Below are 13,276 nucleotides of genomic sequence, written 5' to 3'. Positions count from 1 at the left end.
GCCAGGGCCACGGATCACGCCGCCTGGACAGCCTCGCTTTCGATCTGCGTCGCGGCACCATTGGTCAGGTGACGGTTGACCGCGCTGAGTACGGCGCGGAACGAGGCGGTGACGATATCGCGATCGATCCCGACGCCGAAGCCGGTTGCGGAGTCTCCGACGCGCAGTTCAACATAGCTGGCGGCGCGGGTATCCGTGCCGGTGCCGATAGCGTGTTCGTGGTAATCCATGATGCGCACCGGAATATCCAACGCATTCACAAAGGCCGAGATCGCACCATCACCCGAGCCCGTGACGACGCGGCGTTCGCCGTTGTAGTCGAGTTCAACCTGAATGTTGAATTGCTTGCCTTCACCGGCAGACGGATCGCCCTCGATGCGGTGACGCACCAGTTTCCAAGGCGTATGTTGTTCGAGGTACTCGCGGTTGAAAATCGTGTGAACGTCGTCGGCCGTGACTTCGCGGCCGGTTTCATCGGTGACCCGTTGGATGGCGCGGCTGAATTCGATTTGCAGGCGGCGCGGCAAGACCAGGCCGTGTTCCTGCTCGAGCAGGTACGAGACCCCGCCCTTGCCCGATTGGCTGTTGACGCGGATGACGGCGTCGTAGCTGCGGCCGAGGTCGGCCGGGTCGATAGGCAGATAGGGCACTTCCCAAACGGCATCGGCTTGCTGTTGAGCAAAGCCCTTTTTGATGGCGTCCTGGTGCGAGCCGGAAAAGGCCGTGAATACCAGGTCGCCGGCATAGGGATGGCGCGGGTGCACGGGCAACTGATTGCAGTACTCGGCGCAACGGCGCACTTCATCGATATCGGAAAAATCCAGGCCTGGGTGCACGCCTTGGGTGTAGAGGTTCAGCGCGAGCGTGACCAGGTCCACGTTACCCGTACGTTCACCGCTGCCGAACAGGCAGCCTTCGATACGATCGGCGCCGGCCATCACGGCGAACTCGGCGGCGGCAACGGCAGTGCCGCGGTCGTTATGCGGGTGCACGCTGACGATGATGCTGTCACGGCGAGCCAGGTTGTTGTGCATCCACTCGATCTGGTCGGCGTACAGATTCGGCGTGGTCGCCTCGATCGTTGCGGGCAGGTTCAGCACCATTTTGTTCTGCGGCGTGGCGCCCCAGGTCTCGGCCACGGCGTTGGAGACTTCCAGTGCGAATTCCGGTTCGGTGGTGCTGAAGACTTCGGGAGAGTATTCGTAGCGCCATTGCGTTTCCGGATACTTGGCCATGTGTTGCTTGATCAATTGCGTACCGGTGACGGCGATTTGCTTGATCTCGTCTTTGCTCATGTTGAAGACGATCTTGCGAAAGGCCGGGGCGCACGCGTTGTACAAGTGCACCATGGCTTGCTTGGCGCCAGCGGCCGATTCGACCGTACGGCTGATCAGGTCTTCGCGTGATTGGGTCAGGACGATGATGGTGACGTCATCGGGAATGCGTTTTTCGTCGATCAGCTTGCGTACGAAATCGAAATCCGTTTGCGAGGCCGACGGAAAACCAACTTCGATTTCCTTGAAGCCGATCTTGACCAGTTGCTCGAAGAAACGCAGCTTGCGGTCGATGCTCATCGGTTCGATCAACGACTGGTTGCCGTCGCGCAAATCGGTGCTCATCCAGATGGGCGGCTGCGTGATGCGGCGGCTGGGCCAGGTGCGTTCAGAAAAATCACGCGCGAACGGAGCAAACGGTACGTATTTGGTAGCGGGGTTGGCAAGCATCATTACACCTTGATCAGTAGTCCCGAGGGTGGCGGGATAAAGTATTTCCGGTTTTTGTTACCGGCATGCTCTGTTCGGCTGGTCAGGGTTCTAGGCCTGGACCGTCAGTGGACCGTGGATGGGTCGACTGGAATCAATAAATGAACAGAGAAAAAACTTGTGGCGTACGAGGCTGCCGAGCTACCACAGGCGCGAGGCCCGGCAACCGATCGGTAGGTGTAGCGATAGCGCGAGGGGGGAAATACGAGCGCGCAGGCCGGCACCCGGTGCGCTGAAGCGTCCGGAGGCAATCGCGAGGGGGATTCGGATATCGGCCATAAGTCGCTAGTCAAACACATTTTTGGCCAAGATGCAACGGACACGGGCGCAATGAGCTCAAAAAGACGCATGCGGCGCTTGCAGCGCGCTCCTCAGCCTGGTGGTGGATAAGCCTCTCGGATTTGCCACGGACAGGCCGCCCGTGGGCTGATCTGCCGGGGGGCATCCTTGGGTGTCAGGGCGAAAAAAATCGCCTCGAGAGGCGATTTTTCTAAATGGGCGACGCCGCGTACTACAGGTTGGGTTCGATGCGTCCCGAGGCCGGGCGCGTCTCGGCGGTGGCCGCCGGTGTCGTCAGGACGGCGGCCTGGGCGGGCGCTGCAGACGGTGCACTCGTAGCGGGCTGGGAACGTGTCGCGGCAGCCGTTTGACCGTCAAGAATGTTGCCTTGCTCTCGGACCAGATCGATCTTGTCGATGCGGCCATGGCGCAATTCGATATGCGCCTGGCGCAAGTCGCCGAGCGTAAAGGGCTCTTCGCGATTGCCCCAGACCCAGCGCAGGACATTGATGACTTCGTCGCAGAGCTGGGCAGTCAAGGCGGACAGATCCCTCGGGGCGACCGGTTTGGCGCGCGCGGCGTCAATGTCTGAGGCCACCCAGGCGCGTACTGCGAAAAATACAATCAGTGACCAGATGACGACGACACCCCACCATAGGTAGGGATTGACGCGCGTCAATAGGTCGATCGCCTGCTGGCCAAAAGCCTGCAAGCCCTCAAAGCTCAGGCTGCGGCCAAAATCCAGCAACCACGAGGCGACTAATAGCCATATGATGGCGGCGATGACCAGCACCACCCCCCGGACTATGAGTCGAGGCAGCGCTAATTTCAGCAGCGTTTGGCCGATCAGTCGGCGATCTTGGCGTACGCGTTCGGGCGAGGCGGCATTCATCATGCAAAATATTGTACCTATGACTCGGCCCGCATTAGAACTTCGTACTGGTCAACATTTGACGTTGACCCCTCAACTGCAGCAATCTATCCGATTGTTGCAGCTTTCGACGCTGGATTTGCAAGCCGAAATCTCGCAGGCTTTGGCCGATAACCCAATGCTGGAGCGCAGCGAAGAGCGGGCAGAGGCCGAGCCAGAGGCGCCTGCGGAACGCGAAACGTCGATGGATGACGAATCTCTGCGCGACACGGAGCCCCGTGCAGAGGAAATGCCCGGTTCGGGAGGCGTCTATCCGGATGATCGTATGGACGGCCCTGATCGCGCGCACAGCGATACTTTACGTGAGCACTTACTTTCTCAGTTAGGCCTTACCCGAGCTGGAAGCCGCGATGCCGCCCTGGTGGCTTTGCTGATCGATGAACTCGATGACAACGGTTATCTCGGGTCGCCTCTGGAGGAAATTCTGACCTGGATACCGCCTGAGGCCCAGGCGGATCTGGACGAGTTGCGGGCGGCGCTGACGCTGTTGCAATCATTCGACCCGCCCGGGATCGGCGCCCGGGATATGGCGGAATGCCTGGTGTTGCAATTACGCAACCCTGACGTGCAACATTTGCGCGAGGCCGCCGACCCTGCAGTGCTGGCCTGTGCCCGTCGCCTGTGTGCCGAGCATTTGCCGTTGTTGGCCACCGGCAATGTGACGCGGCTGCGCGATGCCCTGCATTGCGATGAGGCAACCGCGCGTGCGGCGCAGGTCTTGATTCGGAAACTGGACCCCCGCCCTGGCCGCGCCTGGACGGTGCCCGCCGCCGATTATGCGGTGCCGGATGTGATTGTGCGCAAGGCCCGCCAGGGCTGGCTGGTGGTGCTCAATACTGCGGCTGTCCCGCGTTTGCAGGTCAATGCGCTGTATGCCCAGTTGCTGGGCAACCAGCGTGAGGCCAGCCATGCAGGCCTGCATGCCCAGTTGCAGCAGGCACGCTGGATGATCCGCAATGTGGAGCAGCGCTTTGACACGATCCTGCGTGTGGCGCAGGCCATCGTGGCGCATCAGACCGCGTTTTTCAGCGAAGGCCCTGCCGCGATGCGCCCCTTGATCCTGAAGGATATTGCCGCAGAGCTGGGCTTGCACGAATCCACCATTTCACGGGCGACGACGCAGAAATACATGCTGACCCCGTTCGGGACCCTGGAGCTGAAGCATTTCTTTGGAACGGGGGTGGCGACGGACGGTGGCGAGGTGGCCTCGGCAACGGCTGTCCAGGCCGTGATCCGCCAGATGGTGGCCGACGAAGACCGTGGCAAGCCTTTGTCGGACAGTCAGCTGACAAAACGCTTGGCCGATCAAGGTATCGTGATTGCGCGCCGCACGGTGGCCAAGTACCGCGAGGCCCTGCGGATTGCACCTGCCAGCCTACGCAAGGCGCACGCGGCACGGTAATCCGGTACCCGCGGCGTTGTGAGCCCGCCAAAATGGGTTTCCAGGCCAAGCCGGGTGGAGATAGTTTTGTCCCTATTTTTCAATGACTTGGGGACAGCGGATTGCAGTTTGATCCGCTTGCTTTTGCGAGAATAAATCACGATAATTATTCTCATGTACATTTGCATATGTAATGCCGTCACTGAACGCCAAGTTCACGCCGCCGTCGACGCGGGCGCTACTACATTGTCCGATTTGCAGTTTGAATTGGGAGTAGCCTCGTGCTGCGGTTGCTGTGCAGAGATGGCTCAAGAATATCTGCCAGGTGGCCGCTGTTCCAGCGTGTGTCAGGGCAAGTCGATGGCCGTGGATCTCACGGCCTCTGCTCCCATGGTCGACGCCCAGCCCGCTGCCAATAGTTTCCCGATCACGCTGGTTGCCGCAGCCTGAGCCGTTGCGCCGTGGTGCGGGCGAGCGGCGCCTGTAGGTAGCCTGCTTCGTGGCAGCAGCGTGCAGGCGCGTGCGTTGTAGTTCTCCAACATCATGCCTTGTCGAGATTTGAGCCGATTTGTCTTCGTACGGCGCTCATAATTCGATATTCGGCGTGCATTTTCTCCCCGGATTTTCGTCATCGGCTTGCTTCAATGGCAAGCCTGGCGTCACGCTATGTGCGGATAGTCCGAAACGCATACTCATTCTCATTTTGTTGTCGCTTTCGGATTGCGCTCGCAAAGCCATTTATCAAATGCAGCGCGGCTCTAGCCCTGACCCTGCCAGCGGTGTTAGCCTGCGATCGTTGCATACGCGATAAGGCGTACGCAGGGTCGCGGGCGCCGCGTCCCGGGATCGTAAGGAGTACACCATGAAAGGCGATAAAACCGTCATCCAGTTTCTGAACAAGCAACTGACCAATGAGCTGACGGCCATCAATCAATACTTCTTGCATGCCCGCATCTTGGGGCATTGGGGCCTGAAGAAGCTGGGCAAGCACGAATACGAAGAATCGATCGGCGAGATGAAGCACGCCGATCGTTTGATCGAACGCATCTTGATGCTGGACGGTCTGCCGAACTTGCAAGACCTGCACAAACTGCTGATCGGCGAAGACGTTCCCGAGTTGCTGGCCTGTGACCTGAAGGTCGAGCAAGGCGCGCAAGCTACCGTGAAAGAAGCCATCGCTTACTGCGAGTCAGTGCGTGATTACGTGTCCCGCGACCTGTTCCAGGACATTCTGGACGATACCGAAGAACACATCGACTATCTGGAAACCCAGATCGAGCTGATCGACAAGGTCGGCTTGCAGAATTACCTGCAAAGCCAGATGGAAGTCGAAGGCTGATTCATTTCAGGCGGCGTCGATACGCTGACGCCCGCATTGCCGCTGTGTTGAGCCCGTACAGACCGGCTGGTCTGTACGGGCTCAATGCATTTGAGGGCCAGTCGTGTACATCGCCACTGCCTCATTGCCACTCAGGCCGTCAGAGGCCCTTATCGTTCAGGGCTTGACGATATGCCAGACCTCTTTGACGTTGTCGCCAGTTTTGTCGCCCGGATTTTTGTCTTTCACGAACAGGTACAGGGGCTTGCCTTTGTAGGCCCATTGTTTGGCGCCATCGTCGCGGGTGATGATGCTTAGATCGCCTTGCGCTTTGGCATCGGCGGAGGCCATCACGGGTGGCCAGGCCTTGGCGCACTGGTCATAGCAGGCGCTCTTGCCATCTGTGTCCTTGTCGAAGGTGTAGAGCGTCATGCCGGCGTTGTCGACCAGCATGCCGTCCTGGGTCTTGACTGCCTGAGCGTGGGCGCTGGCCGAGAACAGGGCGGCGCAGGAAACGAGCAGGGTTGCAGCGATTCGAGTGTGCATGGCGTGTCATCCAGTATGAGAAAAGGGGACTGCTTGCTATAGACGTCGCTGGCATCTACTTTATTCCACTTCCGATAAAAAATAAGCAATGAAAAGAGCCCCCCACGCTCAATGCCGGTTAGTTAAGCGCTGACTGGCATCTTTTATCGGTGTTGGTGTTGTTGTGGGCGTTTGCTGCTCGTGGTTGTCTCTCTGAAGGCGTCCCTGTCACGTGCCTGGGCGTGGTGCCGGGCCTATCGCACGGACTCGGCCCATGACCAGGGGCCTCGGTCCGCTGCGCGGACTAAATCCGTGCTCAACGGCCCGGCGCCACGCCCAGGCACGCGACAGGGACTCATGATGAGGGAATGCAACGAGGGCTGATGGCCATCAGCGGTTTTTTGAAACCGACTTTGGCAATGCGATAGATTGACCTATGCGCCGAGTCCTATTGACGCGCCGGACACTCCGAGATGGTGCCCCAGGCGCGATTCGGGCCACAGTACTTGTTGCGGGCGTTCCAGGAGCACGTGGGGCGTTGGAAGAAGCCCTCGTTGGCGCATTGGGCCAGTTCTCGTTTCAGGGCGTCCTGCCAGTGGCCGGCAGGCGCAGGAGCCGCGCCTTGTGGTGCGGCGCTTGGCGCGGTGTTTGCCGCGGTGACTGCATAGCCGTCCTGATTGGCGGGTGGTGGCGCGGTGGTCGTCGGCGGTAGCGCTTGCAGGTCCAGCGTGGTGACGTCGGAGGTCCCGGATGGCAGCGGCACGTTGGACGTCGCCGCGAGCTGGCGAGCCTCGTCCATGCTGATGTTGTCACGGGATATCTGTATCGACGGGTCCTTGGTGGTCTCGAACAACGAGACCATCGGTACCGCCCAACTCGAGCCGTTGGGTTTGTCAGGGACGCCGAGACTGCCGTCCACCCGAGGCTGGGGCGGTTGGGCTACATAGGGGCGACCATTGGCGTCCAGGATGGGTTCTTGAGACGCCAGGGCTTCTTGGCCCGGTGCAGCCGAGGCTTTGGGGGCGTGTGCAACCAGCCAATCACCTAGTTGGATTCCACCCCACGCCGCGGCGCCCAGTGCCAGCAGAAGCGTCGCGATTAATACTCGCCAAGACATTGCTACCCTCATTTTTGCGGCGCCCTGTTCAGTTTAAGCATGACTACCAAAGACCTGGCCACCGTGCTCGCGCATGGCGTGGAATTTCACATCCGGATACAGGTCCTCGGCCACGCGCAGCTGAGCAGGCGAACCAATCAAAAAAGCCGCCGCATCAACCACATCATAGGCGATGTGCGCCGCGTTGGCATCCATGAACTTGCGCAGCGCGCGTGGATTGTCTGACGTGATCCACCGGGCCATGGTGTAGCGCGACGGTAACATCCGGGCTTCGACGCCGTATTCGGTTTTCAGGCGATGGGCGACGACCTCAAACTGCAGTTGACCGACTGCACCGAGCAGCAGCGTGCCGCCAGCCGCCTCCGGGCGAAAGACCTGAATCGCGCCCTCTTCGCCCAGTTGGGTCAGGCCGATGCGCAGCTGTTTGGTGCGTAAAGGATCTTTGACTTCAACAGCCTGGAAGAGTTCAGGCGCAAAGAACGGTAAACCCGTAAACCGCAGGCTCTCGCCTTCGGTGAGTACATCGCCCAACTGTAATACGCCGTGGTTCGGGATGCCGATGACGTCGCCGGCATAGGCCTCGTCCAGCAATTCGCGGCGCTGGGACAGGAACGACACCACGTTGTTGGGCCGCATTTCCTTGTTGGTGCGGGCGACCTTCAGGCGCATGCCGCGCTCAAAGCGTCCTGAGCTGACGCGTACGAATGCCACGCGGTCGCGGTGGGCGGGGTCCATGTTGGCCTGCACCTTGAATACGACGCCGGTGAATTTGGGCTCTTGAGGCTCGACCAGGCGTTCCAGCGCCTGGCGCGCGCCGGGCGCGGGGGCTTGTTCGNCCAACGCATCCAGGACCTCCTGGACACCGAAGTTGTTGATGGCCGAGCCGAAAAATACGGGGGTCTGCTTGCCGGCCAGGAAGGCGTCGCGGTCAAAGGCCGGCGCCGCCTCTTGGATAAGCTCGATTTCGCCGTTGGCCTGCTCGAAGGCGGAGCCGAAGCGTTGGGCGATTTCCGGGTTGGACAGTCCATTGATGATGTCGTCGTCGTCCGAACGGCGCTCTTGGCCGGGGCGGAAGACGCGCATACGATCGCGGCGGATGTCGAATACGCCGCCAAAGGCCTTGCCCATGCCCACCGGCCAGGAGAACGGCACGGCGTCCATGCCCAGATGGCCCTCGATCTCGGAGAGCAGCTCCAGGGGCTCGCGGACTTCGCGGTCCATCTTGTTGATGAACGTGATGATGGGGGTGTTGCGGGCGCGGCATACCTGCAGCAACCGGATGGTTTGCGGCTCTACCCCGTTGGCAGCGTCGATCACCATGAGCGCTGCGTCTACCGCCGTCAAGACCCGATAGGTGTCCTCGGAGAAGTCTTGGTGGCCCGGGGTGTCCAGCAGGTTGATGACGCAATCGCGGTATTCCATCTGCATCACGGACGATGCGACCGAAATGCCGCGCTGTTTTTCGATTTCCATCCAGTCGGACGAGGCGTGGCGCGAGGCCTTGCGAGCCTTGACGCTGCCGGCGATCTGAATCGCGCCTGCGAATAGCAGGAGCTTTTCGGTCAGCGTGGTTTTGCCCGCGTCCGGGTGGGAGATGATGGCGAAGGTACGTCGCCGGGCGACTTCTTGGGAAATATTCATGATTGATGCGATTTTACTGACGCGAATCGTACGCCGGTAACCGGCCCTGTTACATAGGCTTTGTTACGTGTGACGACGAAAAGTGGCCAGGAAGGCGCCCGCCACGATGAAGAGAGAACCGAAGATGCGGTTCATCCAGCGAATATGGCGAGCACTGCGCAGCAGGCGTAGGACCTTGGCGGCCAACAGGGTATAGACGCCCATGGCGACCAAGTCGGTGAATACCAGTGTCCCGGCCAGGGCCAGGTACTGCGGCGTCAGCGATGCCGCAGGGTTCACAAACTGGGGCACCACGGCCAGCAGGAAAACCGTGCCTTTAGGGTTCATCAGATTGACCAGGATGCCACGCAGCACCAGATCGCGCACGGAAAAGTCGGCGGGGTTGCCGGCATCGACGGCGACCGGCGCCGCATCGGTACGAATCTGGCGTATGCCTAGATAGACCAGATAGGCTACCCCCAGGTATTTCACGATCGAGAAGGCGAGCTCGGACGTGGCCAACACCGCGCCCAGGCCCACCGCAACAATCACGAACTGCGCCATGATCCCGATGATCAAGCCCACAGTGTTCCAGTACCCGCGTGCAAAACCGTATTTCAGGCCCGAGGTCATGGCCGAAATGGCGCCCGCGCCCGGCGAGAAGGAAATAGCCCATGAGGCCACAAAAAAGGTCAGCCAGGTCGAGAGCGTCATGATGATTTACAGACAGAATGACACGGGTGAAAGGAACAAGAGGGTGATATTACTTGCCCAGCAACGCTGCGCGGGGTGCACCGGCAGAGCGATTGGACCCGGCAGCGGGGCGGCCAGCGCCTGCGGGACGGCCCGACGGACGGCCGTTGCCCTCGGTGCTGCGGGGACCTTGCGATTGCGGGCGGCTGTCTTGGCGATGGCCGCCGGCTGGGCGGTCGCCGCGAGCGGCTGACGGTTGGCGTGGATTACCTGCCTGGCTCTGACCTGCCGGGCGGCCTGCTCCCGCGCCATGCCGAGGTGCTAGCCCCGCGCCGCGGCCTGTGCGGTGTTCCGCGCCGGTGCCGCCATGAGGCTCGCCACCATTGCGTGTGGCACGAGATTCGCCATTTGCGCCGCGAGCGTCGTTGGCGCGATGGCTGCTCGTACCGGCCCCGCGGCTGCCGCCTGGACGTTGGCCGCCCTGGCGTTGCTCGCCACGCGGGCTGCCTTGGCGGCGCGGTTGGCGCGAGTCTTCGTCGCGTTCTTGGCGGGCGTAAGCGGCAGCGGTGTTGCCGGCGGACGGCGTCCAGCCCTTTACGGGCAGGCGCTCGATGGTTTTGCCGATCAGGCGTTCGATGCCCTTGAGCAGTTTGATTTCGCTTTGATCGACCAGCGAGACCGCCGCACCCGTCGCTCCTGCCCGGCCCGTGCGGCCGATGCGGTGCACATAGTCCTCGGGAACATTCGGCAGCTCGAAATTCACGACCTGTGGCAATTGATCGATATCCAGGCCGCGCGCGGCGATATCGGTGGCCACCAGGACGGCCACGTTGCCGTCCTTGAAGCCAGCCAGGGCGCGCGTGCGCGCTGCCTGGCTCTTGTTGCCGTGGATGGCGGCGGCGCTCAGGCCGTCTTTCACCAGTTTTTCGGCCAATCGATTGGCACCGTGTTTGGTACGAGTGAAAACCAACACTTGGTACCAGCCGCTTTCGCGGATGATGTGGCTGATGAGGTCGCGTTTGTGATGTTGTTCGACCAGGTGCACGGTCTGCTTCACCAACTCGGTCGCGGTATTGCGCGGGGTGACGGAGACTTCGCCGGGATTGTTCAGGACGCCGCGGGCCAGACCCCGGATCTCGTCCGAGAATGTTGCCGAAAACAGCAGGTTCTGGCGTTGTTTGGGCAGCAGCGCGAGGACTTTGCGGATATCGCGGATAAAGCCCATGTCCAGCATGCGGTCGGCTTCGTCCAGCACCAGGATCTCGACGCCGGACAGATCCACGGTTTTCTGGCCGCAGTGATCCAGCAGGCGGCCGGGCGTGGCCACCAGGATGTCCACCGGCTTTCTCAGCGCGCTGATTTGCGGATTGATGTTGACTCCGCCAAACATCACCATGGAGGTCAACGGGGTGTGTTTGCCGTAGGTCTGCACGGATTCGGCGACCTGCGCGGTGAGTTCGCGCGTCGGGGTCAGAATCAGGCAGCGCGGGCGGCCCGCGCTTTTCAGGGCGGGCTTGTTTTGCATCAACAGATGCAGGATGGGCAGCGTAAAGCCGGCGGTCTTGCCGGTGCCCGTCTGGGCTGCAGCGAGCAAATCGCCGCCTTTCAATACCTGAGGAATGGCTTGCGCCTGAATCGGGGTGGGTGCGGTGTAGCCGGTTTCGGCGATGGCACGCAAAAGGGGATCAGCCAGCCCGAGGTCGGCAAAAGAAACAGTGGCAGTCAAAACAACTCCAGCAACAGCCAGTCGCTCTAGTTGAGAGACTCCAATCCAGGCGGTCGAATGAGGAGATAAAGGAAAGGCCCGGCTCGTGTCGGGCCTGGCGTGGCGGCCTAGCGCCAGCGATGTGTGCTGATTGGCTAAGCACACGGCGCGTATTGTAGCCCATGCCCAGGCGGTTTCGCGTAACAAGAGATAGGGGACGTTACACCGCGCCCTGGGCAAAGCAGGCTCAACCTGCTGTAATGTCCCTCTCTTTGTTGAAAGGATTGAGACGCGATGAACATCCCCCGTTGGCTGGGTCTTTCTTGGTTGGCGTTGACTGCCGCTTTGTTGTCGGGCTGCGGCTACAACAGCATTCAGGCGGCAGACGAGGAGGTCAATGCCTCGTGGTCCGAAGTCCTGAACCAATATCAACGGCGTGCCGACCTCGTGCCGCAGTTGGTGAAATCCGTCGATGCCTATATGACGCACGAGCGCGATGTGCTGACCCAGGTGACTGAGGCGCGCAGTAAGGTCGGCACCTTGCAGATTTCTGCGGATCAACTGGATGACCCCGCTGCGCTGGAGCGTTTTCAACAAGCGCAGGGTCAGTTGACGTCCGCGCTGTCGCGTCTGATTGCCGTGTCTGAAAATTATCCGCAGCTCAAGGCGGATGGCTTGTTTCGCGATCTGATGACGCAACTCGAGGGTACGGAAAACCGTATTTCGGTGGCGCGCGGCCGGTATGTGAAATCGGTGCAGGCGTATAACGTGCTGGTGCGTCAGTTCCCTGCCGTGATTACTGCCAAGGTGTTCGGCTATGCGCCCAAGGCCAATTTCACTGTCGAGAACGAGGCGGCCATTTCGCAGGCGCCGAACATCCAGTTCAGCAACCAGGCTCCGTCTTCTGCCCCGGCAACGACTGCGCCTGCCCCGGCTCAGTAAGCCGGTGATGGCAAATCTCGTGTCGTTGTGTATGGTCTGGCGCAAACATGAGTCCTGGTTCGCCCGCGGGTGGGCGTTGATGCTGTCCGGCATGCTGGTTGGCATGCCGGTGAGCGCGCAGGTCGCGCCGGCCGCGCAGCATGATGCTGTGCCCCCTGTAATACGGACGATTCCGCCTGTTTCATCGGCAGCACCTGGTACGGGAACGGCCCCCGGTGTTCCCCTTGCACCCGCGCCAGAGACGCCGGCGTCTACGCCATCGAGGGCGCCGACGGCTTCGCCAGCCGATGGCTCGACAATGGATGCTCCCGCCGGCGTGCCGACGTTGCAGGCACGTGTCACAGATTTGACGGGCACGCTGGATACGGCACGCCGTCAAGGGTTGGAGCAACGCCTGGCAGCACTGGAACAACGCAAGGGTGCGCAGGTCGCCGTATTGATTGTGCCGACGACGGCGCCGGATACGATCGAGCAATTTGCCACGCGTGTGTTCGATGCCTGGAAACTGGGGCGCAAAGGCACCGATGACGGCGTGTTGCTGATCATGGCCAAGAATGACCGCACATTGCGTATCGAAGTCGGCTATGGCTTGGAGGGCGCCATTCCAGATGCGATCGCGGGCCGCATTATTCGCGAACAGATCGTGCCCCGCTTGCAGGCGGGTGATTACGCTGGGGGCATCGAGGCCGGCGTTGCGGCGATCGAGAAATTGGTCGATGGAGAGACGTTGCCTGCTCCGTCGGCGCAGAGCAATTCCGACGAATTCATGTTCAGCGGTTTCGATGTGTCGGAAATGGGTTTGGCGTTTGTGTTGGGAATGATTGTCTTGGTGTTGGGAGCCTCTACTCTGATCGCAGGATTGGGGGCGGCTGTCGCTTCATGGTTTGTTTTCGGCACGTGGTGGGCTGCCATCGCGGGTGGTGTGGCGGGCCTGTTGCTGAGCGGCGTGCTGGGGGTATTGGGGGTCAAACGCCTGTTTCGGGAATGGCTCGGCCGGGGTGG

Annotated in this window: 12 protein-coding genes and 1 pseudogene; 5 read left to right on the top strand and 8 right to left on the bottom strand. The window is 60.9% G+C overall.

Translation table 11 applies throughout. From position 1 onward, the window contains the following. Positions 1–14: 14 nt before the first annotated feature. A complete protein-coding gene (leuA, locus tag ACNA0J_RS27855; protein ID WP_415822186.1) occupies positions 15–1,727 on the bottom strand; it encodes a 2-isopropylmalate synthase in 1,713 nt (570 codons plus the stop codon). A 547-nt stretch (positions 1,728–2,274) separates the two neighbouring features. After that, positions 2,275–2,937: a hypothetical protein gene (locus tag ACNA0J_RS27850; RefSeq protein ID WP_415822185.1), complete on the bottom strand. Its 663-nt coding sequence runs from the start codon at positions 2,935–2,937 to the stop codon at positions 2,275–2,277. 16 nt (positions 2,938–2,953) lie between these two features. Between ACNA0J_RS27850 and rpoN the strand changes: the two genes are divergently transcribed. From rpoN to bfr, 3 genes are all read left to right on the top strand, one after another. After that, positions 2,954–4,375: an RNA polymerase factor sigma-54 gene (rpoN, locus tag ACNA0J_RS27845; RefSeq protein ID WP_460490339.1), complete on the top strand. Its 1,422-nt coding sequence runs from the start codon at positions 2,954–2,956 to the stop codon at positions 4,373–4,375. Between the two features lie 135 nt (positions 4,376–4,510). Continuing rightward, on the top strand, positions 4,511–4,804 hold the full coding sequence (locus tag ACNA0J_RS27840) for a (2Fe-2S)-binding protein (protein WP_415822206.1): 294 nt from the start codon (positions 4,511–4,513) through the stop codon (positions 4,802–4,804). A 412-nt stretch (positions 4,805–5,216) separates the two neighbouring features. Then, positions 5,217–5,693: a bacterioferritin gene (bfr, locus tag ACNA0J_RS27835; protein WP_415822182.1), complete on the top strand. Its 477-nt coding sequence runs from the start codon at positions 5,217–5,219 to the stop codon at positions 5,691–5,693. 156 nt (positions 5,694–5,849) lie between these two features. Here the strand turns inward: bfr and ACNA0J_RS27830 are convergent, their stop codons facing one another. The 6 genes and pseudogenes from ACNA0J_RS27830 to ACNA0J_RS27805 form a co-directional block, all read right to left on the bottom strand. Continuing rightward, positions 5,850–6,218 carry a COG4315 family predicted lipoprotein gene (locus ACNA0J_RS27830; protein WP_415822181.1) on the bottom strand — a complete coding sequence of 123 codons (369 nt, stop codon included), beginning with the start codon at positions 6,216–6,218 and terminating at the stop codon, positions 5,850–5,852. 427 nt (positions 6,219–6,645) lie between these two features. Further along, positions 6,646–7,326, bottom strand: a complete 681-nt coding sequence (locus ACNA0J_RS27825) for a hypothetical protein (RefSeq protein ID WP_415822180.1) — start codon at positions 7,324–7,326, stop codon at positions 6,646–6,648. Positions 7,327–7,347: 21 nt separating this feature from the next. After that, positions 7,348–8,149: pseudogene (locus ACNA0J_RS27820) on the bottom strand (EF-Tu/IF-2/RF-3 family GTPase); the annotation flags it as partial. A 1-nt stretch (position 8,150) separates the two neighbouring features. After that, positions 8,151–8,955: GTP-binding protein (locus tag ACNA0J_RS27815; RefSeq protein ID WP_415822179.1), on the bottom strand; the 805-nt coding region annotated here is incomplete at its 3' end. A 63-nt stretch (positions 8,956–9,018) separates the two neighbouring features. Next, positions 9,019–9,648 carry a LysE family transporter gene (locus ACNA0J_RS27810; protein WP_094824058.1) on the bottom strand — a complete coding sequence of 210 codons (630 nt, stop codon included), beginning with the start codon at positions 9,646–9,648 and terminating at the stop codon, positions 9,019–9,021. A 49-nt stretch (positions 9,649–9,697) separates the two neighbouring features. Further along, complete coding sequence (locus ACNA0J_RS27805; RefSeq protein ID WP_415822178.1) at positions 9,698–11,353, bottom strand: DEAD/DEAH box helicase; 1,656 nt, start codon at positions 11,351–11,353, stop codon at positions 9,698–9,700. A 273-nt stretch (positions 11,354–11,626) separates the two neighbouring features. Between ACNA0J_RS27805 and ACNA0J_RS27800 the strand changes: the two genes are divergently transcribed. Both ACNA0J_RS27800 and ACNA0J_RS27795 read left to right on the top strand, forming a co-directional pair. Beyond that, positions 11,627–12,274, top strand: coding sequence for a LemA family protein (locus ACNA0J_RS27800; protein WP_415822176.1), 648 nt, complete (start codon positions 11,627–11,629; stop codon positions 12,272–12,274). A 7-nt stretch (positions 12,275–12,281) separates the two neighbouring features. Then, positions 12,282–13,276: TPM domain-containing protein (locus ACNA0J_RS27795; RefSeq protein ID WP_415822175.1), on the top strand; the 995-nt coding region annotated here is incomplete at its 3' end.

The organism is Bordetella tumbae (assembly GCF_965139195.1).
GTDB lineage: Bacteria > Pseudomonadota > Gammaproteobacteria > Burkholderiales > Burkholderiaceae_B > Bordetella_A > Bordetella_A tumbae.
The sequence above is the reverse complement of the archived record's forward strand: the minus strand, read 5'-3'. Positions and strand labels throughout refer to the sequence as shown.